Source organism: Novosphingobium mangrovisedimenti (assembly GCF_025153475.1).
Taxonomy (GTDB): Bacteria; Pseudomonadota; Alphaproteobacteria; order Sphingomonadales; family Sphingomonadaceae; genus Novosphingobium; species Novosphingobium mangrovi_A.
This window is the reverse complement of sequence record NZ_JANZXA010000012.1, coordinates 136,610-162,797: the sequence shown is the minus strand read 5'-3', so window position 1 is coordinate 162,797 and position 26,188 is coordinate 136,610. Positions and strand designations below refer to the sequence as shown.

The 26,188-nt window shown below is 60.0% G+C and carries 20 protein-coding genes; 16 read left to right on the top strand and 4 right to left on the bottom strand.

What is annotated here, in order from left to right:
- The first annotated feature begins 126 nt into the window (after positions 1-126).
- A complete protein-coding gene (gene tcuA / locus NZK81_RS16840; protein WP_260047246.1) occupies positions 127-1,296 on the top strand; it encodes an FAD-dependent tricarballylate dehydrogenase TcuA in 1,170 nt (389 codons plus the stop codon).
- Between the two features lie 61 nt (positions 1,297-1,357).
- Here the strand turns inward: tcuA and NZK81_RS16835 are convergent, their stop codons facing one another.
- Positions 1,358-1,669 (bottom strand): hypothetical protein, encoded by a 312-nt coding sequence (locus NZK81_RS16835; RefSeq protein WP_260047238.1) that lies wholly within the window; start codon positions 1,667-1,669, stop codon positions 1,358-1,360.
- Positions 1,666-2,874: an amidohydrolase family protein gene (locus NZK81_RS16830; protein ID WP_260047237.1), complete on the bottom strand. Its 1,209-nt coding sequence runs from the start codon at positions 2,872-2,874 to the stop codon at positions 1,666-1,668. Before NZK81_RS16830 ends, NZK81_RS16835 begins: the two co-directional genes overlap by 4 nt.
- Positions 2,875-3,050: 176 nt before the next feature.
- On the opposite strand from NZK81_RS16830, the gene tcuB reads away from it, so the two are divergent.
- From tcuB to NZK81_RS16790, 8 genes are read left to right on the top strand one after another with little or no spacing between them, the layout of a single operon-like run.
- A complete protein-coding gene (tcuB, locus tag NZK81_RS16825; protein ID WP_260047236.1) occupies positions 3,051-4,217 on the top strand; it encodes a tricarballylate utilization 4Fe-4S protein TcuB in 1,167 nt (388 codons plus the stop codon).
- Positions 4,207-5,445 (top strand): CaiB/BaiF CoA transferase family protein, encoded by a 1,239-nt coding sequence (locus NZK81_RS16820; protein WP_311202107.1) that lies wholly within the window; start codon positions 4,207-4,209, stop codon positions 5,443-5,445. The genes tcuB and NZK81_RS16820 overlap by 11 nt, the downstream gene beginning before the upstream one ends.
- A 56-nt stretch (positions 5,446-5,501) precedes the next feature.
- Positions 5,502-6,281 (top strand): enoyl-CoA hydratase-related protein, encoded by a 780-nt coding sequence (locus NZK81_RS16815; RefSeq protein WP_260047234.1) that lies wholly within the window; start codon positions 5,502-5,504, stop codon positions 6,279-6,281.
- Positions 6,281-7,960 (top strand): class I adenylate-forming enzyme family protein, encoded by a 1,680-nt coding sequence (locus tag NZK81_RS16810; RefSeq protein ID WP_260047233.1) that lies wholly within the window; start codon positions 6,281-6,283, stop codon positions 7,958-7,960. The genes NZK81_RS16815 and NZK81_RS16810 overlap by 1 nt, the downstream gene beginning before the upstream one ends.
- Complete coding sequence (locus NZK81_RS16805) at positions 7,957-8,724, top strand: enoyl-CoA hydratase/isomerase family protein (RefSeq protein WP_260047232.1); 768 nt, start codon at positions 7,957-7,959, stop codon at positions 8,722-8,724. The genes NZK81_RS16810 and NZK81_RS16805 overlap by 4 nt, the downstream gene beginning before the upstream one ends.
- Positions 8,721-9,893, top strand: a complete 1,173-nt coding sequence (locus NZK81_RS16800) for an acyl-CoA dehydrogenase family protein (protein WP_260047231.1) — start codon at positions 8,721-8,723, stop codon at positions 9,891-9,893. Before NZK81_RS16805 ends, NZK81_RS16800 begins: the two co-directional genes overlap by 4 nt.
- 5 nt (positions 9,894-9,898) lie before the next feature.
- Positions 9,899-10,771 (top strand): 3-hydroxyacyl-CoA dehydrogenase family protein, encoded by an 873-nt coding sequence (locus NZK81_RS16795; protein WP_260047230.1) that lies wholly within the window; start codon positions 9,899-9,901, stop codon positions 10,769-10,771.
- A 1-nt stretch (position 10,772) separates the two neighbouring features.
- Positions 10,773-11,402 carry a 3-hydroxyacyl-CoA dehydrogenase family protein gene (locus NZK81_RS16790; protein WP_260047229.1) on the top strand — a complete coding sequence of 210 codons (630 nt, stop codon included), beginning with the start codon at positions 10,773-10,775 and terminating at the stop codon, positions 11,400-11,402.
- Between the two features lie 29 nt (positions 11,403-11,431).
- Here the strand turns inward: NZK81_RS16790 and NZK81_RS16785 are convergent, their stop codons facing one another.
- Positions 11,432-12,394 carry a LysR family transcriptional regulator gene (locus NZK81_RS16785; protein WP_260047228.1) on the bottom strand — a complete coding sequence of 321 codons (963 nt, stop codon included), beginning with the start codon at positions 12,392-12,394 and terminating at the stop codon, positions 11,432-11,434.
- Positions 12,395-12,786: 392 nt separating this feature from the next.
- Between NZK81_RS16785 and NZK81_RS16780 the strand changes: the two genes are divergently transcribed.
- The 7 genes from NZK81_RS16780 (at position 12,787) to NZK81_RS16750 (ending at position 25,335) form a co-directional block, all read left to right on the top strand.
- The gene (locus NZK81_RS16780; RefSeq protein ID WP_260047227.1) at positions 12,787-14,073 is read left to right on the top strand and encodes a phenylacetate--CoA ligase family protein; all 1,287 of its coding nucleotides are present in this window, start codon (positions 12,787-12,789) and stop codon (positions 14,071-14,073) included.
- A 127-nt stretch (positions 14,074-14,200) separates the two neighbouring features.
- The gene (locus NZK81_RS16775) at positions 14,201-16,465 is read left to right on the top strand and encodes a TonB-dependent receptor (RefSeq protein ID WP_260047226.1); all 2,265 of its coding nucleotides are present in this window, start codon (positions 14,201-14,203) and stop codon (positions 16,463-16,465) included.
- A 93-nt stretch (positions 16,466-16,558) separates the two neighbouring features.
- Positions 16,559-17,929: an MFS transporter gene (locus tag NZK81_RS16770; RefSeq protein WP_311202106.1), complete on the top strand. Its 1,371-nt coding sequence runs from the start codon at positions 16,559-16,561 to the stop codon at positions 17,927-17,929.
- A gap of 111 nt (positions 17,930-18,040) precedes the next feature.
- Positions 18,041-18,946, top strand: coding sequence for an SDR family NAD(P)-dependent oxidoreductase (locus tag NZK81_RS16765; protein WP_260047225.1), 906 nt, complete (start codon positions 18,041-18,043; stop codon positions 18,944-18,946).
- A 75-nt stretch (positions 18,947-19,021) separates the two neighbouring features.
- The gene (locus NZK81_RS16760) at positions 19,022-20,101 is read left to right on the top strand and encodes a CaiB/BaiF CoA transferase family protein (protein WP_260047224.1); all 1,080 of its coding nucleotides are present in this window, start codon (positions 19,022-19,024) and stop codon (positions 20,099-20,101) included.
- Positions 20,102-20,297: 196 nt separating this feature from the next.
- Positions 20,298-22,754 (top strand): TonB-dependent receptor, encoded by a 2,457-nt coding sequence (locus NZK81_RS16755; protein ID WP_260047223.1) that lies wholly within the window; start codon positions 20,298-20,300, stop codon positions 22,752-22,754.
- 238 nt (positions 22,755-22,992) lie between these two features.
- A complete protein-coding gene (locus tag NZK81_RS16750; RefSeq protein ID WP_260047222.1) occupies positions 22,993-25,335 on the top strand; it encodes a TonB-dependent receptor in 2,343 nt (780 codons plus the stop codon).
- A gap of 77 nt (positions 25,336-25,412) precedes the next feature.
- Here the strand turns inward: NZK81_RS16750 and NZK81_RS16745 are convergent, their stop codons facing one another.
- Positions 25,413-26,156, bottom strand: coding sequence for an SDR family NAD(P)-dependent oxidoreductase (locus NZK81_RS16745; RefSeq protein ID WP_260047221.1), 744 nt, complete (start codon positions 26,154-26,156; stop codon positions 25,413-25,415).
- Positions 26,157-26,188 lie beyond the last annotated feature (32 nt).

Here is a 26,188-nt window from a genome sequence, read left to right as displayed (position 1 = left end):
ACCCGACGCAAAACGGCAAATATGCAAAGGGCCCCGATCGGGGCCCTTTGCATATCATCCGAGCTCATCCTCAATGGCCTGCTTTTACTCCGCCATGCTGGCCTGGAATCCGACCGCCGTTGACAGCTGCGCGTTACCGGTGGGGAAACGGACGAGGATCTGGCCCGCAGGACCATCCGGGGGACCGTCGATGCCCTGGATTTCATGCAGGCGCACGGCGTGCGTTTCCAGCCATCGCTTTCCGGTACGCTTTCCCTGGCGCGAACAAATGCCTTCTTCCTTGGCGGCGGGAAGTCGCTGGTCAACGCCTATTATCTTGCCGCCGAGGCGTTGGGTATCGACATTCTGTACGAAAGCGAGGTCGAGGTTCTTCACGTCGAGGATGATCGCATCGCCTTAGTGGAAATGACCAGTCGTGGATTTCCCGAATTCGTGCGAGCACGGGCTGTCGTCGTCGCCTCGGGCGGCTTTCAGGCGAACCGGGAGTGGCTTAAGGAGGGTTGGGGGGACATTGCCGAGAACTTCCTGATCCGCGGCACGCCCTACGCACGGGGCAAGGTGCTGCGCAATCTGCTTGATCAAGGCATTGCCTCCATAGGCGACCCGACTCAGTGCCACGCGGTTGCGATTGACGGGCGAGCGCCGAAGTTTGACGGAGGGATCGTAACGCGGCTCGATTGCGTTCCTTTCTCGATCGTGGTCAACGCCAATGGTGATCGCTTCTACGATGAAGGCGAAGATGTCTGGCCCAAGCGCTACGCGATATGGGGAAGGCTGGTCGCGCAGCAGCCGGGTCAGATCGCCTATGCCATTATCGATGCGAAGGCCCGCAAGCTGTTCATGCCCTCGGTTTTCCCCGCGATCGAGGCCCCCAGTGTGCGTGAGCTCGCCGGGAAACTCGGCCTTGATGGTGACAAGCTGGAGCAGGTCGTTGCAAGCTACAATGCAGCCGTGCAGCCGGGAACGTTCGACAATCAGCGTTTGGACGGCTGCCGTACTTCCGGCTTGACCCCCGACAAGTCAAACTGGGCGCGTCCGATCGTCGAGCCGCCGTTCATCGGTTATCCACTGCGCCCTGGCATCACTTTCACCTACCTTGGGGTCAAAGTCGATGCTGACGCGCGGGTCTACCGGGAAGGTGGCACGGCGATGCGGAACCTGTTCGGCGCCGGAGAAATCATGGCCGGGTCCGTGCTTGGAAAGGGCTATCTGGCCGGTTTCGGCATGGCCATCGGTACGGTGTTCGGCCGAGCTGCAGGGAATGGGGCTGCGCGGGAGGCTGCACTGCTGCGATAGGAAAAATGCCCCGGAAGGGCCTGCCTTGCTCGTCCGGGGCGGGTACGCGCCGCTTTGGTGCTCAATCCTGGAACGGGTTTTCCATAACTTCTTCCTGGTAGTCGTATTCCGCATCCGAGGGAACGAGATGCAAGATCGTGCCTTCGCCTTCCTCGGCATGCCACGCCGCATCCAGAGCCGCTGATCCGGATTTCAGGTCCTTGCGGCATTTCCAGGTCGCCAGCAGCTGTCCTTCGTGCATGTAGAGAGCCAGCAGGAGCGGCGTCAGCTCGCACCCGTGGCGAGTGCCGGCGCCTGCCAGCACTCGCCGCAGAAGAGGGTCGTCGGTGCCGACCCGGTCATGCCGCGTGCACGGGATCGGCGCGGCAGTCATGCGATGGCGAACTGCTTGGGCACATCAATGTTGAACAGCCGAGCGGAATTCAGCCCAATGATCTTGGCGATTTCCTGCTTGGTCAGGCCCTTGCCCCAGACCTTGAGCTGTTCTTCCGAATGCGGCCAGCATCCCTCGATATGAGGATAGTCGTTGCCCCACAGCAGGTTGTCCACTCCCATGCGGTGGCGCAGTTCAACACCGATCGGATCGGTTTCGAAGCTCGAATGGCCGTGCATGTGGTAATACTCGCTGGGCTTGTACTTGAGCTTGGGCATTACCCAGAACGCGTGCGCGTAGTTGCCGAAGTCCATCGCGTGCAGGGTATAGGGAACCCAGCCGGCGCCGGCCTCGATGGTCGCGAACTTGAGCTTGGGGAAGCGGTCGAAAACACCAGATACGCATAGCTCGACTGTGGGCTGCACGACCGTGTTCATGGCATGGACGACATAGTTGATCAGCGCCCCGCCATTGCCCGTCGCGCTGCGCGGATCCTTGCCCGTGCCGGCATGGAAAAGGATAGGCATGTTGGCATCGCATGCGGCCGCCCAGATCGGGTCGAATTCGGGCAGGTTGTAACCCTTGCCCTCCTTCATGAGAGGGGGAAGCATGATCGACTTGAAGCCGTGCTTGGCCGCCCATTCGATCTCGGCCACGGCGGCTTCGACATCTGCCGGGGCAACGCATGCGGCTGGAAAGCTGCGGCTGTGCCCACCGAATGTCTCGTAGGCCCAGACATTCCAGGCGTGGCACATCGCCGTGTTCAGGGCCGGGTCGGGCGAATGCCAGTTCACAAGGCCCTTGTTCGGGAAAACGATTTCGCAGTCGATACCGTCATAGTCCATGTCACGATAGCGGTCTTCGTTGATGCCGCCCTGGTTCTGGAACATGGCACCGCGCGTTCTGTCCAGATGCGGGCGCTCGCTCTTCTCCACGAACTCGTTCACGGAAACCGATTCGTCTCTGGGCGCTTCGCGGATGCGCGATGGCCTGATACCTTCGGCCACGAACCATTTCCGGCCCTTCTCGTCGACTTTGATGCGGGGCAGGCGTTCCTGGAACTGCTTGTCGACACGCGCGGCCCAGACGTCGTTGGGTTCGTTGACGTGACAATCCGCCGACACGACGAAGAATTCCTTGAGAGATGCCTTTTCCGCCGCCGGGTCGGCGGCCCTGACCGGCTCTTTGGCGATTGCTTCACTCATCATGCTCTCCTCTTCAAAATAATGCATAACTGATATGGCAATATATAATGTAGCGGTTGCTTGCAAGCGCTTCCGCGTTGGATCTCGGCGAGACGGGCGCGGGTAAAATTTTTGCGGTTGAATACTGACTGCATAGCAGATATGCGTTTTGAATAAGAGTTGCGGAGAGGCTGAAATTGCAGGCGTCATCGACCATTGCGGAACGGACTTGCGGCACGGGAGAGTGCGGCAAGTCCTGTTCGAAGAGGGAGGCCGAAACCCTCTACGCCGATGCCAGGCGTGCAATGGAAATCTGCAATGCCTGCCGGTATTGCGAGGGCTTCTGTGCCGTCTTCCCGGCAATGACCACGCGTCGCGAGTTCACCAAGGGCGATTTGAATTACCTAGCAAATCTCTGTCACAATTGCCGTGGTTGTTACTATTCCTGCCAATATGCGCCGCCGCACGAGTTCGGCATCAATGTCCCGAGATTGTTCTCGGACGTACGCGCCGCAAGTTACGAGGCCTATGCCTGGCCCGATGCCTTCGCCGTGGCCTTTCGCAGGAATGGCACGGTGCTTTCCATTGCAACCGCGATCGCGATCGCGACAGTGCTGGCGCTGGTCGCGCATTTTGCGGACCCGGGCGTGCTCTATGCCGCCGATGGCAGTCCGGGGGCGTTTTACCGCGTCATCTCGTGGGACGCGATGGTCACGGTAGCGGGCGGGGTGTTCGCATTCTCGCTGGTGGCGCTTGCTGTGGGCGGCGTGCGGTTCTGGCGCGATACGGGTGGAGGTTCGGTGCGCATGCCTGCCCCGGCGGTCGAGGCCGTCTCGGACGTACTCACCTTGCGCAATCTCGGAGGTGGCGGTGGCGGCTGCAACGACTTGAACGAGCGATACTCCAATCTGCGTCGCGGCTTTCACCACCTAACGTTTTACGGCTTCATGCTGTGTTTCGCGGCCACTTCGGTCGCCACGATCTACGATCATGCTTTCGGGTTGATCGCGCCGTACCCGTTCCTTTCCTTTCCTGTGCAATTGGGCTTCTGGGGCGGACTGGGCTTGGTGATTGGTCCGGCTGGGCTCGCTTGGCTGAAGGTAGTTGGCGATCCGGAGCCCGCCTCGCGCCGTGTCATGGGGGGCGATTTCGCGCTGCTTGCGTTGCTCATGCTGGTTTCAACGACGGGGCTGGCTTTGCTTGCGCTGCGCGAAACTCCGGCGATGGGTATCCTGCTCGCGGTCCATCTTGGAGCCGTGAGCAGCCTGTTCCTGTTCATTCCCTACAGCAAGATGACCCACGGTCTCTATCGCTCGCTCGCGCTGTTCAGGGCCGCCATCGAGCGACGCAGGAATGTCGTGTGATGAAGCAGGCTCATCGCGTTCGCCAGCGCTCGATTCCGGACGGAGAGGTCCAATGATTCCTGCAGATCGGCTACCGGAAAAGACTACCAGTTCGCTCGACCTACTGGATGGCATCAGGGTGATCGATCTCACCTCGTCAGTCGCCGGCCCCTATGCGGGGCAGATGCTCGGCGATCTGGGGGCGGACGTGATCAAGGTAGAGACGCCGGGCAGGGGGGATGACTGCCGCAGTTGGGGGCCGCCGTTTCTGGACGGTGAATCGCTCTGGTTCCTGAGCGTGAACCGCAACAAGCGCAGCGTTGCTTTCGATATCGCTTCGGATGAAGGGCACGAAACCCTGCTGGGGCTTGTTGCTGGTGCCGACGTGGTTCTTGTCAACACGACCTTGCGAATTCAGCGCAAGCTGAGAATCGACCATGCCACGCTTTCGGCCGTTCGGCCGGATCTGGTGCACGTATCGATCACGGGCTTCGGCATGTCCGGCGCACGGGCCGACATGCCCTGCTATGACTTGATTGCCGAAGGCATCTCGAGCGTGATGGACATGACGGGTGAACTGGACGGTCCGCCTCAGAAGGTCGGCACGCCGGCGGCCGATCTTCTGGCCGGCGAAGATGCGGCGCTTGCCGCGATTGCGGCCCTTTTTCGTCGAACCCGCACGGGACAAGGCGCGGCGGTGGATGTTTCGCTGGTTTCCAGCATGACCCGCTTCATGGCCCCGCGCCTGATGCCGCATCTGGGATCGGGCGACGCATGGACCCGGTCGGGCGGGCGCGACAGCGTTATCGCTGTCTACCAGGCCTTCGACACGGCAGACGATCCCATCACGCTGGGGTTGGGCAACGATGCGATCTGGAAGCGGTTCTGGCACGCGCTTGGTGATCCGGAGACTGGATCCGATCCGCGTTTCGCAACCAACGCGATGCGGAGAGAGCACCGACCGGAAATCGTTGCCCGGATTGCGGACATTTTGCGCACGAAACCAAGCGCGCACTGGTTGGCGCTGTTTGCGGAAACCCGGATTCCGTCCGGGCCGATTAATCGGCTCGATCAGGTCGGCGAGGATGCCGACCTGATCGAGCAGGGTTTTCTCTATTCGTTCGATCGGGACGGCACGCGTTTCCCGCAAGTGGGACTGGGTATTGCATTCGACGGTCACAGCGAAGGGGCCACTCGGCCGCCACCACGGCTCGGCGAACATACCCGCGAGGTCCTTGGCAAGCCTTGAAAGGACGCCGCCGGACACGCGGCACGAACATATCAACTTTCAATCGGATTCTGGACATGAGCTATACTGAAATCACCTATTCCGAAGATGGACCGGTCGGCACCATCACGCTCAATCGTCCTGACGACGGCAACATGTTCACCGAAACGATGTGCCATGAGATCAGGGATTGCATCAACGAGATCCGCCGGGAAACGCGCACGCGCGTGATCGTGCTGACCGGTGCCGGTGATCGGTTCTTTTGCATCGGCGGACGCAAGGAGGGGATGGAAGACACCAACCTCTATGCTGGCGTGCTGCCTACCCTCGAGATGTACGAGAGCATCGATCGCCTGCAGAAGCCGGTGATCGCCTGCGTCAATGGATTTGCGGTGGGCGGCGGCAACGTGTTGCAGATGGTCTGCGATGTGACGATCGCAAAGGAAAGCGCGGTGTTCCGCCAGGTTGGCCCGATGATGGGCAGTTTCGATGCCGGTTACGGCACGTGGTACCTGGAAGACCTTGTCGGCAAGAAGCGGGCCAAGGACATCTGGTTCCGCAATCCAAAAATGAGCGCGCGTGAGGCGCAGGACATCGGGCTGATCAATCTGGTCGTGCCCGATGCGGACCTGGCTGCTGAAACCAGGACGTACGCGCTGGAAATTGCAGACCGCGGTGCCTTTGCGCTTGCTGCCATCAAGTCGGCATTCAATGCGCGGCACGGCGGTGTCGGAGGGCTCTCGCGAATTTCGCACGATCTGCTTCTACCGGGCTACCTGCGCACCAAGGAAGCAAAGGAACTGTCCTCCTCCTTTGCCGAGCGGCGCAAGCCCGACAGCGAGCACTTCGGGCACTGATGTCAAGGCTCCTCACCCTGCACGATCCGGCGGAGGCGCGCGGATACTACGAGGCCGGCCTGTGGCGTCGCGATACGCTTTACAGCCTCGCGTCGGATCATGCCCGCGAGCGAGGCTCGGCAATTGCCGTGAGCGATCCCTACCAGCGGCTTTCCTGGGCCGAGTTGCACGAGCGCGTGGAGCAGGTTTCCGCTGCGCTTCAGGCCGCAGGGCTTCGGGAGGGGGATCGAGTGTCGGTCTGGATGAGCAACCGGGTCGAGGCCGTGGCGGTTTTCCTCGCCTGTTCGCGCAACAATTACGTGTTCAACACTTCGCTGCATCACACCTACACGGTAGCCGAAGTGGTGCGACTGCTCGAACATGTCAGCTGTTCGGCGTTCTTCGGGCAAATCGGTCATGGCGCTGATGGCAAGGTCACGGACGTGTTCACGCAGGTTCGTGCGCTTCCCTCCATCAAGGCGGTCTTTGCGCTGCAGGATCGCGCCGGAGATCAGCCCCTGCCCGACGGCGTGCGGCCCTTTCCCGACGCGAGCTTCGCATCGTCAGCCGAGCCGGTCGATGATCCCGACAAGGTTGTCTACCTTGCCTTCACGTCGGGGACGACAGGCGCTGCCAAGGGTGTGATGCACTCTGCCAACACGCTGCTCGCCAATGCGCGAGCAATGGTGGAGGACTGGGGGCACGACCACGAAACGGTGCTGCTGACTTTCAGCCAGCTCAGCCACCATATCGGCATCGTGGCGCTGAACCAGGTGCTCATCGGCGGCATGGAGCTTGTCCTGCACGATACGGCAGCGGGGATCGAGCCGATCGATCGGATAGAGCAATCCGGGGCGACCTATGTGATGGGCGTCCCGACCCATGCGATGGATATCCTTTCGGCACTCAAGCGTACTGGCAGGCAGGCGCTCGGGAATGTGAAGACCTTTTACATGGCCGGTGCCCCCATCCCGACGGAAACGGCAGAGCATCTGCTGGCGTTGGGTGTGAAGCCGCAGAACATCTACGGCATGACTGAAAATGGTTCGCACAACTATACGATGCCCTGCGATGCTGCGAACATCATCACTTCGACCTGCGGCAAGCCTTGCAATGCCTATGCCGTGAAGCTTTTCGACCCGCAGAATCCGGACGTCGAGGTGCCTCACGGCGAAGTCGGCGAGATCGCGGGCAAGGGCGCGATGCGCATGCTGGGCTATTTTGCCAACCAGAACGTGACGCAGGCTTCGATCAACGCGAGCGGCTGGTTCCTGTCAGGTGACTTGGGACGGCTGGATTCACAGGGCAACCTGCAGGTCGTCGGTCGCCAGAAGGACATGATTATCCGTGGCGGCCACAACATCCATCCGGCCGGGATCGAGGATCTTGCCATGCATCACGCCGCGATCGAAAGGGCTGCGGCGGTTCCAGTCGACGATGAGCGTCTGGGCGAAAAGGTATGCCTGCTGGTGACGACCATTGATGGTCAGCCGCTGTCCGGCGACATTGCGCTGGAGCACCTCAATGCAAGTGGCCTCTCGCGGTACGACATGCCCGAGTACTTTGCCGTCGTTCCGTCCTTCCCGCTTGGGCCGACCGGCAAGGTCCTGAAGCGCGAGCTGGTTTCCATGCTGCGCGCGGGTGTCATCGATCCGGTTCCGGTCAGATGGAACGCGAAACGGGAAATCACTTCGTCATGAGCATAGATCTGGATTTCGCCGATGGCCTCGCGGTCATCACCATCAACCGGCCCGATGCGCTCAACGCGCTGTCTTTCCAGCTGCTGCACCAGATTGGCGAGGCAATTGACGCGGTCGATCGTTCCGACGCCCGTGCGTTGATCGTGACAGGCGCTGGTGATCGGGCCTTCTGCGCTGGCGCGGACATCAAGGAATTGATGGGACGCAGTCAGGAAGACGCCCGGCGCGGCCTGACGCTGGGCCGACAGGCATTCGCGAAACTTGATGACTTGCGCATCGCCTCGATCGCTCTGGTGAACGGGTTCAGCTTCGGTGGAGGCACCGAGCTGGCACTAGCTTGCACGTTTCGGCTTGCCTTGCCCGAGGCAAAGTTCGGACTTCCGGAAATCAAGCTTGGGTTGATACCGGGATACGGCGGAACGCAACGTCTGCCGCGCCTTGTCGGGGAAGCACGCGCAGCCGAGCTGATACTGACCGGGCGCACGGTCGATGCAAGTGAAGCCTTGCGGATCGGCCTCGTCAACAGGATCGTGGAAAATCCGGGCCTGGCCGCGGCCAAGGCGTTCGCTGCCGAGTTTACGGGCTACAGCTTGCTGGCCGCGCACAGTGCACGCATGGCCATCCATCGCGGGCTGCAGATGTCTCTCGAGCATGGCCTGGCTCTTGAAACGGACCTGGCAACATTGGGCTTCGAGACCGCGGACGCGGATGAAGGTATGCGCGCCTTCTCGGAGAAGCGCCCTGCGCGCTTTGCCGACCGATGAGCGACGTTCTTCAGCGGCTGGACGCCGAATTTGAGGGCTCGCTTTCCACGGAAGAGCAGCAGGTTCTGGATGCCGTAAAAGGCATCTGCCGCGATATCGCGGAGCGTGCCGAGGACTTCGACAGGACCGGAACGTTCCCGTGGTCGAACATCGAGGCGATTAACGCGCTCGGCCTTAACACGATGTTCCTGCCCGAAGAGTACGGCGGATATCCCTTGAGCTTTCGTTGCTATCTTGCGTGCGTGCGCGAGATTGCCAAGGCCTGCGCGTCAACCGCTATCGTCTGGGCCACCAATTTCCATGCCATCAAGCCGGTCGTGGAATACGCGAGCGACGCGCAAAAGCGCCGGTTCCTGCCGGTAATGGCGGAAGGAGGGCTGGCTGCGCTGGCAATCACCGAACCGTCGGCCGGGTCGGACGCGACGGGCATGACCACGCGTTTCGTCCCCGATGGAGATGAGATCGTCATCACGGGATCAAAGACCTTCATCACCAACGGAGATGTCGCCGATCTCTACCTCCTGTTCGGGAAGTGGTCGCTGATTGATGATCCCAGGAAGGCGATCTCGGTGGTGGTTGTCGAGAAGGGCGCTAAGGGCCTGGAGGTCCTGCGCCTGGAGGACAAGATGGGCACCAGGGCTTCCAGCACTGCGGCAATCAGTTTCGACGAGGTCCGGGTGCCGCGATCCAATCTGATCGGGGATCCTGGCGACGGATTGCCGATCCTCTTCGGATCGCTCAATCGATCGCGGCCCAGTATTGCTGCGCATGCGCTCGGCATTGCCCGTGCAGCATTCGAGGAAGCGACCGCATATATCAACGAGCGGCGCCAGTCGGGGCGAGCGATCATCGAGTTCCAGGGAATCCAGTTCATGGTCGCGGACCTGGCCGTGGATCTTGCCATGTGCGAAACATGGCTGTGGCGGGTCGCGGCCATGGTCGACGGGGGGCAGACCGACTTTGGCATCGAGGCGTCGATGGCCAAGATGCGGGCCAGCGATCTTGCCATGCAAATCGCGACGGACGCTGTCCAGTTGCTCGGCGGATACGGCTACACGCGCGACTACCGGGTCGAGCGGCTCATGCGCGATGCCAAGATCACCCAGATCTGGGAAGGCACAAATCAGATCCACCGCCAGTTGGTGGGCCGAAGCTTCTTGAGGAAATGAATACTATGGCCATCGGCAAGGTAGGTGTGGCCGGGTGCGGCACGATGGGGGCAGGTATCGCCATCGTTGCAGCCCGGGCAGGGTTCGAGACGATCGTGCTGGACAGTCGCCAGGACGCACTGGACGGTGCGCGGGCGCAGACTGAAAGCTTCCTGCGAAAATCCGTCGCGCGCGGAAAGCTTGCGCCCGAACGGTTGGACGAGATCATGGCATCGTGGAGTGGTACGACCGATGTGCGTGATCTGGCTGATTGCGATTATGTGATAGAGGCCATTTTCGAGGAATTGGGCGCCAAGCATGAGCTGTTTGCGAAGCTGGATGCCATATGCGGTCCCGATACGATATTCGCCTCGAATACGTCGACGATCTCCATCACGGAAATCGCCGGAGGTTCCGGTCGTGCCGATCGGTTTGTGGGCATGCATTTCTGCCTGCCGGCTCAGCTCATGAAACTGGTCGAGATGTCCAGGGGCATGAATACGTCAGACCAGACGTGGGAAAAGGCCTGGAAATTCTGTGCCAAGCTTGGCCAGACGGCAGTCGAAACCAAGGATACACCGGGCTTTATTCTTAATTACTTCCTCATCCCGTTCAACAACGATGCGATCCGGCTTGTGGAGCAAGGTGTGGCCGAACCAGCCGAGATCGACAAGGCAATTAAGGTGGCCATGGGGTATCCGATGGGGCCGCTGGAACTGCTCGATCTTGTTGGCATGGATACGCAGCGCCTGCTGAGCGAGGCCATGCATGACCTGACGCACGAAAAGCGCGCCGCTTGTCCCGCTATCGTCAAGCGGATGATTGCGGCCAACCGCCTCGGCAAGAAGAGTGGCCGGGGCTTCCATGAATATGGCGACACGAAGATGTTTGGAGCGTGACATGGCGGTGACGGTAATCAGGGCGGATGAAAGCCGTTCTTTCGCGATCGGAGAAGACCTTGCTTTCGGCGAGGGCAATGGCGTTGTCCTAGTCGGTTCCGAAGCGGGCGGCCAACTGGCGGCCTTCCCGTCGGCGTCCCGCGATTTCGTGGCGGTGGAACTGGGAAGCGAATGCCTGGCCGAGCATCTCGGGCTGGAGGAGAGCGAGGACAACGTCCGCACGGTGGGTTTCGCCCGGTTCCGCATGGGCGATGCGCAACCGACCCGCTTGGTGGAGCTGGTGAAGATGCCGTGGACAGACCCTGCGGCTGTTGAAGCCGCGCGAGCTTGTTTCGAGAATGCCGGGCTGACCGTGGCGGTTTGCGAGGATTTTGCAGGGCGTATCGTTGACCGCCTGATCCGCCCCTATCTCAACGCAGTACTGCGCAGGCTGGACGATGGTCTGGCATCGGCTGCGGATATGGATCGAACACTGATGCTGGGCCTGGGATACCCGGAAGGCCCCTTGGCTCTGCTGAAGCGCACCGGTCTGGCCGCGCATCACGATGTCAGTGCGGCGCTCTACCAGCAGCTTGCGGACCCGGACTTTGCACCCGCGCGAAGGGCGCAAGTGGTGGCCGCTCGCCGTTAGGCAAGGAATTGGGCGGCGCTGTCACTCCTTCAGGCAGCGCCGGCCTTTGCGTGAGCAGGCTTGCGCTTGCCGCGGCCTGCGCCCCGGAACACGGTGATCACTTCTTCGATCAGGGCCTGCGCGTGGGACGAGTGACTTCCGTCTTTCGGCTTTGCGTAGGCCGCATAGAGCGTGCGGGTGAAGCTGGGGCTTAGCGGTATACCGACCATGTTCTTGGTGTCGAATTCGTGTTCGAAGGTCGAGATGGGCATGATGGTGACGAACTGCCCTTCACCCACGATCTTGACGGTCAACGGCACGCTGTCTGCTTGCAGGTGGGCGGTGATCGACAGATTCAGCTTCTCGAAGTAGGCATCGATCAGGCCTCTCATCCCGTTCGGGGATGCCGGCAAGACCATCTTGAGGTCGGCCAGGGTGGATTGCTTGATCACCTTCATCTGCGCCACGGGATGCGACTTGTGCGCGATCAGGACCATGGGTTCTTCAAGCAGTTGGATAGCCTCGAAGCGATGCGTGTTCGGCTTGCTGATGACGATGGCCACGTCGACCTTTCCGCTGACGAGCTGGTCGTAGATCTGGCCGGATACGGCTTGGATGGCGGTAAGTTCGACTTCGGGAAACTTCTGCATGAACCGATGCATGATCTCGGGCATGAAGCGGGACATAACGATCGAAGAAGCACAAATGCTGACCCGACCGGCCGGCTGGCGCTTGGCAAGTTCGATCGCGTCGACCGCTGATGCCATCTCACCGAGGATTGCCCCTGCATGCTCGAACAGCACCTCGCCCATCGGCGTTAGTGTTACCCCGCGGCCATGACGTTCGAGCAGCCTCACATTCAGGTCGTCTTCCAACTTGCCGATATGTCTGCTGATCGCAGGCTGGGGTACCGCGATCAGGGCTTCGGTGCGGCTGAAACTGCCGGTGTGGGCTACATTGTAAAAGAGCCACAGGCGACGCGAATCGATGAGTTTCGGGATCAGGTTGTCCATCGGTCGGGGTTCCAAAGTCCTAGCGAACCTCGTCACTATTCCAACTCTAGACGGCTGACAACCAGCGCTGGCAAGTCAGACGTATTCCGAAGCCGATTGGATCGGTGTTTAAGCATGTTTCTGGCCCGAGTCCTGGCGCATTGACCGCGTAACCATCTAATAAATTGTGTAAAAATTGCACAAACCAAAACATACAAAAAATACATGACAGATAGTTCAATTGGAGATATGTAAATATCAGATAATATACAGGGAGGGTGGAGATGACGGCTGGCGAATGCGTGAATTCGATCGCGGATGAAAGGGCCATGGCGAGCAACCTCCCTTCGAAGCGAAGGCAACTGATCGACATGAGCCTTGAGCCGGACAAGGCGTTCAGCGTCCCGGCGGCCGTGCTCGATCCGCTGCGGCTGGAGGCGGCGCAGGAACTGTTTGCCGAACGCATCGAGCAGATCCCGCTTCTGAAAAAGAGGGCTCAGGAAGCCGGTATCGATCGGATCGAGACGTTCTCGGATCTCGTCCCGCTGCTTTTCGCGCATACGGTCTACAAGTCCTATCCGAAAAGCCTGTTCGACAAGGGGCGCTGGACCCAATTGCTCAAGTGGATGCAGTCGCTCGCAGTGTCCGATCTGTCGAACGTGGATGTCGAGGGCGTGGCGGACGTGGACGAGTTCGTCGAGCGTCTCTGGCAGGCCGGTCACGCCGTCCTGACGACCAGCGGGTCGAGCGGGAAGGTGTCATTTCTGGTCCACACGATGGGCGATCGCGCTCTCAAGACCCGTCATATCAAGCACACCCAGGCGTGGCCGTTTCTTGAGCCGGGGCCGGGGCGAACGATCTTCTGGTTCGGACCCATGCGGGGGCGCAACAGTGCTGTCGAGTTGGCCATCACCAATGAGCAGAACTGGGGCGCCGAAGGCGAGACGCGCGCTCTGGACGAGCGCCCATTGCTGATCTCGGAAGTCAGCAAAAGCGCAGCAATGCAGCAGCGCTTGGCCGAGGGCGTGGCAACGCCGGATGAAATTGCCGAATTCGAGGCGGAGCAAAAGGCGAAGGGCCGGGCATCGCGCCAGGAACTGGCCGCCCTGATCGACGAACTTCTCGACCGCCGTCACGAGCCGCTGCTGATCTACAGCGGATGGGCGCAGCAGCTTATGGTGCGGGATCGGGCCAGGGAGCGCGGGATCGAGCCCGGAGACTTTCATCCCGATACCGTGCTGATGGCGGCGGGCGGCGTGAAGGGGCTTGCGCTTCCAGACGATTATCGTGACCAGGTCTATGCATTCTACGGCCCGAAAATCGCCAAGCTCGGGGTCTATGGAATGACCGAGATGGCCCAGCTGATGCCGCGCTGCGAAGCCGGGCGCTACCATGTTCCGCCCGGTCTGATCCTGCTCCTTTTGGACCAGGCTGGTGAGCGCCTTCTGGGCAAGGAAGACGAGGTCGACGGAAAGCTGACCGGCCGCGTGGGCTTTCTCGACCTCTTGTACGAGGGGCGTTGGGGCGGTCTCATTACCGGTGACCAGGCGACGCTGGACATGTCCGACCAGTGCGCCTGTGGGCGGTCTGGTCCGTCGCTGCTGGATACAGTGGCGCGATACACGCAGCTTGGCGTGGATGATCACATCGGATGTGCGGGCACGATCGATGCCTACGTCCGGGCCGGACTTTCAGAATAAGTCAAGAACAGTGTCGGGTGGAGTGCCTTGCATACGCTCCAACCTGACCTGCGTGCATAGATAAAATAAAAAAATATAAAAGCCCCGACAATAAAGGAGGGGTAAATTGGAGAAGAGGAGGGAGATTATGAAATCTTCTTGTCTGGCATTGGCGGGTCTTTTGCTGTCCACGCCTGCATTCGCGGAAGATAATGCCGATGGCGCACAGGCTGCGGACAAGGCATCCGTGGGTGGATTCAGCGAGATTGTCGTTACTGCCACGAAAAGTGCGCGGGGCGACAGTGTGCAAAAAGTGCCTCTTTCCATCACTGCGATGGACACGGTTTCGCTGCGCGACGAGCAACTCAATTCGCTCAAGGACGTGGGCCACGCGGTCCCTGGCGTCCATCTCAACGAGGCCAGCTTTGCAGGCTTCGCCAACTTCTGGATCCGCGGCAAGGGTCTGGATGGCACGGTCATCAACATCGAGCCGCAGGTCGCGGTCGTCGTTGACGGAATGGTGCACGAATTCCTGCTCGGCAACATCATCGATACGTTCGATCTTGAAGCGGTCGAAGTGTTGCGCGGTCCGCAGGGTGTCCTGCAGGGGCGCAACGCAACGGCCGGTGTGATTTCGATGCGCACACGGCGTCCCAAGGACTACTTCGAGGCAGAGGCGCACGCGGTCTACAGCTCACAGAACAAGTTCGAGTTTTCCGGCTTGGTCGCAGGGCCGGTAGCCAAGGACGTGCTGAAGGCGAAGATCTCCACCTATTACCGTCGGGAAGCTGGCATCTTCGACGATGACAACGGCGGGACTTTCGTGCCGGCTCCTCAAAATCCGAGCGGCATCGACACCAGCCCGACCGGACATGTCGCCAAGGCGGAAGTCTTTTCAGTCCGGCCCGCGATCGTGTTCACCCCCACCCCCGATCTCAGCATTTCGCTGATCGGTGAATACTCGAAGCAAACCGGCGAAGCCGGTAGCGGTGGTCGCGTTGCCTCGCCTGAACTGGGTTATGACGTAACCGTTCCCACGAATTTGCAGGATCTGTTCGGGTACACTCCCCCGACCGGCAAGTTTGAAATCAATCTGAATGATCATGGATCGATCGACATGGAGGCCTGGAAGATGGTCGGCGAGGTCGATTGGAACTTCGACGGCGTCGGCAAGGTCACGTCGATCACAGGCTACCGAAAGGTAAACTATGCAGGGTCCTTCGACGGCGATGGTACGCCGTTCCAGCTTTTCGGATTCCCGGAAGGAAACGAGACGACGAGCAAGCAGTTCAGCCAGGAAGTGCGCTTCGCGTCCGATTTCTCGGATTTCGTGAATTTCGTCGTTGGCGGCTTCTACAGCAAGCTGTCGATCAATCAGGCGGAACTGCGTACACTGAGTCTTTATGTGGCGGGGTTGGACAACCCGACCGTCATCTCCCAGCGCGGGTATTTCGAACAGGACGGCAGCTCCAAGGCCCTGTTCTACAACTTCGATATCAATCCGCTTGATGGTCTTACCCTGTCTCATGGAGGACGCTACACCAAGGACAAGAAGCGGATCGACATGATCCCGCGCGGCACGTGCGCAACCGTGGATTTCGTCGGTTGCCCGACGGAATACCTGCCTCGGCAGAAGCTTTCGCTCGACGAATACACGCCGCGCTTCTCGATTGAATACCAGGTGACGCCGCAGACTTTGATCTACGCCAGTTACACCAAGGGGTATCGCAGCGGTGTCTTCAATGGGCGCGCGACGAACCTCGCGACGCTGGGGCCGGCACTTCCGGAAACGGTCAAGGCGCTGGAAGCCGGATTGAAGACAACGTTTCTCGAAGGGAAGGCGCGCCTGAACATCGCAGCGTTCCGGGAGAAGTACGACGACATCCAGCGGACTATCTCGGTCAATGGCATCCAGACCTTTGCCAATGCCGGCAGCGCCACGATCAAGGGTTTCGAAATCGAAAGTGGTTTTCGCCCCTTTGCCGGCTTCGAACTGGACGCGAACCTGGCCTATGTCCAGCCACGCTTTGACGAATTCGAGGGTTTCGATTCGAGCCTGCGTTTCAATCGTGTCTCCGAATGGACCAGCACGATCCAGGCAAGCTACAGGCATGAATTGGCAAACGGAGCCCGCGTGACGGTGGGGGGTAAGTATTACTATCAAAGCTCGCAATACTTCGATACGCTGAACGAGTTCAAGCAGCCTGCGATCAACATGTTCAGCGCGAACATCCGGTATGAGACTGACCACTACTCCGTCACTCTGTTCGGCAAGAACCTGACAAGGGAGTACTTCGGCGATCAGGGGACGCGCTTCGTGGTGGGCGCAGGTACGCCGGAGGAGCAGCGAATGTACGTCATGTATGGCGGCGAGCCGCGCGAGTTCGGTATCGAGCTTGGCTTCCGCTACTAAGCAAGGGACTGGGTCGGCCGTCTGGTATCGCCGGTATCCGGCACGGCCGACGTCCCAAACACGTCTGCTGCGCCCTGCGAGGTGTCTGAAACCATGAACATGCAGCGCTTTGGCCGCCTCGCGCCAGCTTCAGAGGGACACCTTGCCGCGCAAACCGTTCGCGACAGCCGGCCATCACCGGGGACGATCGCACTGCTTGTCCTGTTGACGCTCGCTGTCGTTCTTTCGTTTCTGGACAGGGTTGTCCTGGGTTTGCTGATCAAGCCGATCAGGTCCGATCTTGGGCTTTCAGACACCCGGTTCAGCATGCTGTTCGGCCTGATCTTTGCAGGCCCTTATGCGATCGCGACGCTGGCTGCGGGGCGGTTGGCCGATCACTTTCGGCGATTGTCGATCCTTCGGGCCGCGATCATGCTGTGGAGCGTGGCGACCATGTTCTCCATGCTGGCTTCCAGTTTCTGGAGTCTTTGCGCGGCCAGGATCTTGGTGGCGATGGGAGAGGCTGCGCTGCTACCCTGCGCCTATTCCATTTTGGCCGATCGTTTTTCCAGGGCTCAGCTGGGGCGGGCATACTCTGTCCTTATCATGGGGGCCACCGTCGGTACCGGTATCGCCCTGGTGTTCGGCAGCGCGTTGTACGCGGCGATTGCTGGCCAACCGTTCTATGATTTACCGCTGATCGGCCAGGTCAAGCCCTGGCAGGTGACGTTTCTCGTGGTAGGGGCGCCGGGAGTATTCCTCTCACTGGCATTGGGGGCCATGAGCGAGCCCGCCCGGAGCGGTTCCAGGGCGGACCTTGAACCGATGCGCTTCATTGCCGTTGTACGGTCGTTCCTGTGCCGCTGGCAGGTCTATTCGGCCCTGCTCCTGGGCTTCGGCCTGTCCGCGATGTCGCTGCAGACGATTCAGATCTTTGGCGTGCAGCACTTCGTGCGCAGTCACGGCATGAGCCTGGCCCAGGCCGGCCTGCAGGTGGGCCTGCCGATCGTCCTGCTGGGGCCATTTGGCCTCTGGGCAGGGGGCTGGATGAACGACCATTTGCAGGCGAGGGGGAAGGGCGAGGCCGCCTTCCTCGTGGGCATTGTCGCAGCGATGGGGTTGGGGCTTGGTACAATCGTTGCGATGGTTTCGCGCAATTCGGCGCTGGCTGCACTTGCCTTGTGGATAGTCGGGTTCTTTTCCAACTTTCCGTTCGGAGCTGCCGCGAGCGGCATGGTCTCGATAACCTTGCCACGCGCGCGCGGCACGATCACCGCGCTCTATACCCTGTGCGCAACGGTATTGGGCGCTGGCCTTTCCCCGGTGCTAACGGCCATCGTGGCCGATAGTGTCTTCCATTCCGAGAATGCGGTGGGGCTGGCCGTTGCGTGCATTTCAGCGGCATCGTCGTTGACGGCCATCGGCTTGTTCACCTGGGCGCGTCCGCACTTGCGCAACGCGATTGCCGCCACCGCCCATGGATGAGGCACGGATTCGCCAAAAGTGAGCCCCCCTTGCGGCTCACTTCGCATGTGAAATGTCGAAGAATTTCATTTGATAGATGGTTGTTGGAGGGGTGCTTTGTCGGATCGTGGGATGTTGGCGGGAAAGGTTATCGCGATAACGGGCGCCGCCCGGGGGATTGGACGGGAAATGGCCTTGATGGCCGCAAGCGAAGGCGCGCGCGTCGTGGTCAACGATTTGGGTGTCGCTCCCGATGGGCGGCAGCCTGACGCATCAGCCGCCGAAGCGACCGTCGCCGAAATCATGGCTAACGGCGGGCAGGCCGTGGCCAATGCAGCCAATATTGGAGATCCGGAAGGTGCGCAGTCCATCATCGACGATGCCGTGGAAGCATTCGGTCGGATAGACGGGGTCATCAACAATGCAGGCTTCCTGCGCGATCGCATGTTCTACAACCTCGACCGCGCGGACTGGGATGACATCATCAACGTCCATCTAAACGGATACTTCTATGTATCTCGCGCAGCAGCGACCCGTTTTCGAGAGCAGGGTTCGGGAGCCTACGTTCATTTCACGTCGACCTCGGCAATGATCGGCAATATCGGGCAATCGAGCTACGCTGCGGCGAAGGCTGGCGTGATCGGCATGTCGACGTCGATCGCGCTCGACATGAAGCGTTACAATGTGCGTTCCAACTGCATTTCGCCTTTTGCCTGGAGCAGGCTTGCGGCCACGATGGCCAGCGAGACCGAAGAGGACAAGATCCGGGTCAAGCGCTTCCAGTCGATGTCGGCGGCGAAGATCGCGCCGCTGGCCGTGTTCCTCGTTTCCGATGCTGCGAAGGACGTGAACGCGCAGGTCTTCTGCGTGCGCAAGGACGAGATATTCCTTTTTGCTCCGCAAAGGCCCGTGCGTTCCATCCACCGGGATGGGGGATGGAGCCCGGCAACCGTGGCGGAACATATGCTGCCTGCATTCCGGCCTTCGTTTCACGATCTCGAGGTCTCGTCAGACGTGTTCGCCTGGGACCCGATCTGAGTTGGCGATCAGCGAAGCTCTTTCGATCGTGTCCATGAACCGCACGGATCAGGCATGTCTCCGCTAAGCGGCCTGTTGGTCCTCGACTTCGGCATGCTGCTGCCCGGCCCGCTTGCGAGCCTGATGCTGTGCGAGGCTGGCGCCCGTGTCATCAAGATCGAGCGGCCCGGGCGGGGCGATGATATGCGCCATTACGAACCCAGGCTGGGCGCTGACAGTACCAATTTCCACATGCTCAACCGGGGCAAGGAGAGCCTGGTATTGGACCTGAAGAATGCCGATGATCAAAAGGCATTGCGCCCCTGGCTTGAACGCGCGGATATTCTGGTTGAGCAGTTCCGGCCCGGCGTGATGGCGAAGTTCGGGCTGGACTATGAAACGGTCAGCCGGATCAATCCCCGTATGATCTATTGTTCGGTGACGGGGTGGGGCCAGACAGGGCCGCGTGCCTCGATAGCCGGGCACGATCTGAACTTCTTTGCGGAAAGTGGGCTCGCGCAGCGCTCAGTGGATGCGCAAGGCGACCCGATCTTGCCTCCTGCGCTGATTGCGGACATCGCCTGTGGCAGTATGCCTGCAGTCATCAATGTGCTGCTGGCGCTGTTGAAGCGCCAGCAAACGGGCAAAGGTTGCTACATTGATGTGGCCATGTGCGACGCCTTGCCGATGTTCGCTTATGCCGATCTGGGCGAGGGGTTTTATTCCGGTCACTGGACGGCCCCCAATCTGGGCCTGACCAATGGTGGAAGCCCGCGCTATCAATACTACCGAACGTCAGACGCCCGTCACATTGCCGCAGCGCCCATGGAGGAAAGGTTCTGGGTCGAATTCTGCCGGATCATCGGTTTGCCCGATGCCTTGCGCGATTCGTGTGATGAAAATCCCGAACAGGTCCGGTCGGCGGTCGCAGAGATCATGGCGCAGCGTAGTGCCGCGGACTGGATGAAGGCTTTCGGCCTATCCGACGTTTGCTGCTCGCTGGTCTGCGATCTGCCCGAGGCTGTCAGCGGGGATCACCAGGCAGTGCGGAAGACCTTCGGCAGGAAAGTCGTCGTTGACGGCGTGACGTTGCCCGCACTTCCTTTGCCAATCGCGCGCGTGTTCCAGTCGGATGATGCGTTGAACCCTGCACCTCGGCTTGGTGAGCGGCGCTGACGGGGCTCGGTTCCCTCCACACTCGGAAGTTCTGAAGACTTCGTCTCGTATGTGAACGGATGCGGGGAACTGTGATCTGAAGATATTTTGCATATTAGGAATGCAATAAGTGTATTGACACCGCTGGGCGAGTCATGCATTAAATGCATAAACGAAATGCATTTAATGCATGAAAGATCTGGGAGAGGGGTACAAGATGGCAATCTTGAAGGGTATCTTTTCGGCGTCGGTGGCCTTGGCGGCTCTGGCGCCTGCGTCGGTTTACGCGCAAGTTGCCGGTAACGCCGGAATGGAAACGGATGCCGTATCCGCCGAAGGCGGTATTGCTGCGGGCGACATCATCGTTACTGCGCGCCGCCGTGCGGAAAGCCTTCAACGCACTCCGGTTTCGGTTGCGGCCCTGACGTCGGAAGCCCTGAAGGAGCGGGCCATTTCGTCCGAGGACGACCTGCAGATCAGTTCGCCGGGGCTCACGGTTCGTTCCTCGCAGAACTCCAACCAGCTCAACTACGTGATCCGTGGTCAGTCGCTGGATGCTTTCAGCAACACCGTTCCCGGCGTTCTGCCCTATTTCAACGAAGTGCCGCTCTCCACAGGCATCGCAGGTGCCTCGGCCTTCTATGATCTTGAATCGATCCAGGTGCTGAAAGGGCCGCAAGGCACCTTGTTCGGCAGGAACGCGACAGGCGGTGCCGTGCTGTTCACGACGGCTCGTCCTGCCGAGACCTTTGGCGGCTACCTGCTTGGCCGAGGCGGCAACTTTCGCGCGATCCATGCCGAAGGCGCCATCAACGTGCCTTTGGCCGATGGCAACTTCATCGTACGCCTGGCCGGCGTCCACCAGTACCGCGATGGTTTCCAGGAGAACCTGAACCCGTCCTGCCGCCAGCCTTATCCGTTGTTCGGGCTGCCTCAGGATCCTTCTCGGGATGACCTGCGTTCCGATCGCAATTGCACAATCGGCGTGGTCGATCGGACCGGCGGGCGCCTAACGATATTGGCGCGACCCGCGCCGGGGGTCGAGAACACTTTCGTTGCCGACTATTTGAAGAGCGGCGGGTCTTCCACCACGGGCGTGCTGTACAGCATCCTGCCTACAGGCCTGGTGCCAGGCATCGGTTTCACGGACGTGTCTTCACCTGACGACTACCTGCTCGGTCCTGAAGCGGGGGCAGCCTATGCTGCGGCCACGCCGCATCTTCCGGACGGTGGACTGCCGGCTTTCCTGGAACTCCAGCGTCAGCGTGGCCCCTACAAGGTGGATATCGACGGCCTGAACTCGTACGACAGCAAGGCGCTGTTGATCTCCAATGCGACGTCGGTCGATGTCGGTCCCGCCACCAAGATCAAGCTGGTCCTGGGATATATCGATAGCAACTCGACCACGTTCAGTGATATCGACGGTACTCCGTTCGGCATCGACAGCAACGGTTTCTACCCGAAAACTGCGGATGGCGAGCCACTGGGCCGCCGTGACAAACTCAAGAGTTTCTCGTCCGAGCTGCAATTGCAGGGGACGGCGGCTGCCGGAAATCTCGACTACGTGCTTGGCGCGTTTTTCTCGAAAGACAAGATCTACAACCTGACGACCAGCGACCTGTTCGACTTTCCGGGAACCCGGGTCATTCAGGTTTCGGAATACATCAAGCGAAACACGACTTACGCGGTCTTCGGACAGGGGACTTATGACCTGGGGGATGCGCTGGGGGTCGAAGGTCTCAGCTTCACTGCTGGGCTGCGTTACACGAATCAGGAATCCAGGCTTCGTCATCAGCCTCGCGATTTCAATGTTCTCGCGCCTGAGCCGGGTTTCGATTTCAAGCAGAACAAGAGCTTCGATTCGGTGAGCTGGACGCTGGGTTTGCAATACCAGGCCACCCCGGACACGCTGATTTACCTGGCCCAGCGCAGGAGCTACCGCCTCGGCGGCCTGAATGGCCTGGTCAAGCCGTTCCCGATTTCCACCGAAGAGGGCGGCACCATTTATGGAACGGAATCGCTGACCGACCTGGAACTGGGGCTGAAGCATCAGGGGCGCGGCGCGATGCCGTATCACATCAATATAGCCCTGTATCAAAGCTGGATTCGCGATGCGCAGCGTGTGGCCTATACCCTTGTCGGGATCAGTCCGGCGGCAGTGACAGTCAACGTGCCCAAGGCGCGTGTGCGCGGAGCCGAGTTGGACGCCCATGTCGATCTGACTCACTGGCTGACGGTAGGTGGTCAGCTCAACTTCACCGATGCGGACTTTACCGACAACCTGGTTTCGGTGGCCGGCGGTACACCGGTTGAATTCGGAACGTATCCGGACGTTGCCAAGTGGTCCGGGGCGGCATTCGCCAATGTTTCGGTGCCGCTCTCGTCCCGCTTCGACCTATCCGTTCGTGGCGATGTCTACGCGCAGTCCAAAGTCTATTTCGTGTCGACCGCCAATCTCAATCCGGGGGCCGTTCTTCCCGGATACGCTCTGGTCAACTTGCGCGCTCAGATCGCGGACAACGACACCGGATTCAGTGTGGCTGCGATCGTCAAGAATGTGACCAAGAAGGAATACTGGGTTGGCGGCGTTGCGCTGGGCGAACTGTTTCAGTCCAACAGTGCCGTGCCCGGTAGCCCTCGTACATGGATGCTGGAGGCACGGTATCAATTCTGAATGTTCGTGCCAGGGCAGGGCGTTAGGGCTGGTTGAGCGAGAAGCAAGCTTTGCAGGCTAAGTCGCCTGCCTTGCAGAACGCCACAGGTTGCGAGAGTTGCGGACATGGCTCTGCCCCGACGCTGCGCGCCAGGCGATCATGCCGGGCACCTGTGGAATTGGGATGATTTGAAGGCAAGAGTGATGGGAGCAGGCCAGGCGACTTGGGCGCTGGTCGGTGGGGGGAGGAGGTTTGTCAATGTTCAGGCGTACAGGATCGAAGTTCGTTGGTCTGCAGGTCACGACCAGTTTGATGGCCATTCTTGCCGCTACACCTGCGTTCGCGCAGGCGGCAGGTGATGACGAAGGCTATGGCAATGCCATCATCGTGACCGCGCAAAAGCGCGAACAGTCAATAAACGATGTCGGCATGGCAATTACCGCGCTCAGTGGCGAGGCCTTGAAGAACCAGCAGATATCCTCCCTCGAGGATATCGCCACAACCGTACCGGGCCTTTCCTTCACGACCAGCGCAAGCAACGCACCGGTCTTCACCTTGCGCGGCGTAGGCTTTTATGATGTCACCATCGGTGCTTCACCTACGGTCAGTGTCTATGTGGATCAGGTTTCACTGCCATTTTCGATCCTGACCGGACAAGCCAATTTCGATGTTGAGCGCGTGGAAGTTCTCAAGGGGCCGCAGGGCACGCTGTTCGGACAGAACTCTACCGGGGGTGCGATCAACTTCGTTGCCGCCAAGCCGACCAGCAGCTTCACTGCCGGAGGTGATCTGACCTATGGTCGGTTTTCCACCTTCGAGGCCAACGCATATCTTTCCGGACCACTTAGCGATACGCTCAAGGCGCGTGTGGCGGGGCGCATCATCAAGGGGGATGACTGGCAGAGGGGCTACTATGCCAACGATCTGACCAACGGTTCTCGCGAAGTCTACACGGGGCGCGCTCTGTTCGATTTCGAACCAACGGACACTGTTAAGTTCGAATTGGCACTCAATGCCTGGAATGACCGGTCCGATCCGATTGTGCCCCAGGTTTTCGGCTTTCAACCCCAGGTGGACCCCGACAACCTCCCAGCAAGCCTGAGCGACTATCCTGTTTCGCCAGAGGATGCGCGGGCGGCGGATTATACGCCCAGCCACAAGCCCTATTCCAACAACCGGTTCTACCAGGCGTCCCTGCGCGGGGATATCGAGTTGGGCGGAGGCTTGACGTTGACCAGCCTCACCTCATACTTGGACTTCAAGTTGCGCCAGACCCAGGGTGGCGACGGCGTGGCGCCGCGCATTCTGGATGTCTACAACCAGCGCGGAAATGTTACCTCGTTTTCGCAGGAACTCCGGATTTCCAACGATACCTCGGGGCTTTTCCGCTTCACGATTGGCGGCAATTACGATCGCAGTACTGCGGACGAGATCAGCGAGCTGGATTTCAGTGACAATTCGTCGAACGAATTCTTCGGCATCCTGACCGGAGAGTACACCACGCAGCAATCTATGCGTACGATTGCGGCATTTGGTGACGCTGAATATGATATCGCGGATCACCTTACTGCAAAGGCAGGAATACGATACACTAATGCAAGGCGAAAATACTACACTTGCTACTATGATCAGGGTGTCGATGGTGCCTACCCTACCGGTGACTTTTTCAATTCGCTTTCAAGCATCTTCAATCCGGGGCTGGGCCCGTATGAGCCTGGGGCCTGCTTCGTGCTCGACAACATCACGAGCGACGGCGATCCGGCAGATTATCTGGGCGGGCCGTTCAGCGATACGTTGAAGGAAGACAATGTCTCGTGGCGAGCCGGTCTTGATTTCAAGCCCCAGCAGGGGACGCTGATCTATGCCAACGTGGCCAAGGGGTACAAGGCAGGCAGCTACCCCGCCGTGTCCGCTGCAGTGCAGTCAGAATACCTGCCGGTCGTGCAGGAATCGGTCATGGCCTTCGAGATCGGCACGAAACTGACGCTGTTCGACAAGAAGGCGCAGCTGAGCGCGGCGGCGTTCTATTACGACTACAAGAACAAGCAGCTTCGAACCAAGATCATCGATCCCGTGTTCGGTATCGTCGATGCGCTGGTGAACATCCCGAAGTCGCGATCCGAGGGCGTTGAACTGGAACTCAGCCTATGGCCGGTCCGGGGCCTGAGCATCAACGGTGCCTTCATCTACCTTGATTCCAAGGTTAAGGAATACGTCGGGATAAACGCGGGCGGTGTCGAGGATGATTTCGCCGGGGCGCTCGTGCCGTTCTCGCCCAAATATCAGGCCTCGGTGTCCGCCGACTATGATTTTCCGGTCAGCGATCGGGTCGATGCCTTCCTGGGAGGCTCGCTGAAATACAGGTCGAAGGCCAATTCGGTTGTCGGCTTCAGCGAACCGACGTACGAAATTCCCAACTATGCCCTGATTGATTTGCGCGCCGGTATCCACAGCAGCGATGATACGTGGCGGTTCCAGATCTGGGGCAAGAACATCACCAACAAGTACTACTGGACGAACGTCGTCGCGAGCTACGAAACCCTGACCCGGTATCCCGGCATGCCGGCCACCTACGGAGCGACGATCAGCTACCGCTACTGAGCCAGCTGGCCGGTTGGGGGATTGAAGGGCGCGGCGTCTTGCCGCGCCCTTCATGCATTCGGGGGAGTGCGGTGCCGTCAGGCAACCAGGGCCTGCGCCCCGTCGACATAGATGGTCTCGCCCGACAGGAATGTGCCGGACGTGGAAAACAGATTGGCGGTGAGCGCTGCGATATCCCGCGGCGAACCGGGCTTGCGGCCCGGGATGCGCTTTTCCAGATAAGGCCGCAGCATCCCACCCGGCTTTTCCCAATCGTCGCGGTTCAGGTCCGTCAGGATGTAGCCGGGGGCGATGTTGACAACGGCAATACCATGACGCGCCCATTCTACCGCCAGAACGCGACTTATCGAGCCGACCGCGGCTTTCGATGCACAGTACGCAAGGTTCTGTTTCACCCCGAGCTTATCGAAGAAGGATCCGATATTCACGATCAGACCGCCTGAATCCCGCAGAAACGGGAAGGCTGCCTGGCATCCCACAATCACGGATTCCGCGTTGCCTGCCATCACCGCGCGCCATTCGGCCAGAGATAATTCAGCGGATGGGCATTCCGTATGAAAGCCGGCGTTGTTGACCAGTCCCACGAGCCTTGCCCCGGACGCGGCCAGATCGGCGATCGCTTTGCGCAGCGCGCCCTCGTCGGTCACGTCTGCGCTGAGAGCGGCGCACCTTGCCATGACTTCAGGTTCCGGTGCCTCTACTTGCGGCAATGAACCCGAGCGCGAAATGCACCCGACGGTATAGCCGGAGCTTGCCAGCTGATAGGCAATGGCAGCCCCTATGCCGCGGCTTGCACCCGTCACTATGACGATCTCATTCACTTGAACTGCCTCACGAAATGCGCGGCACATGG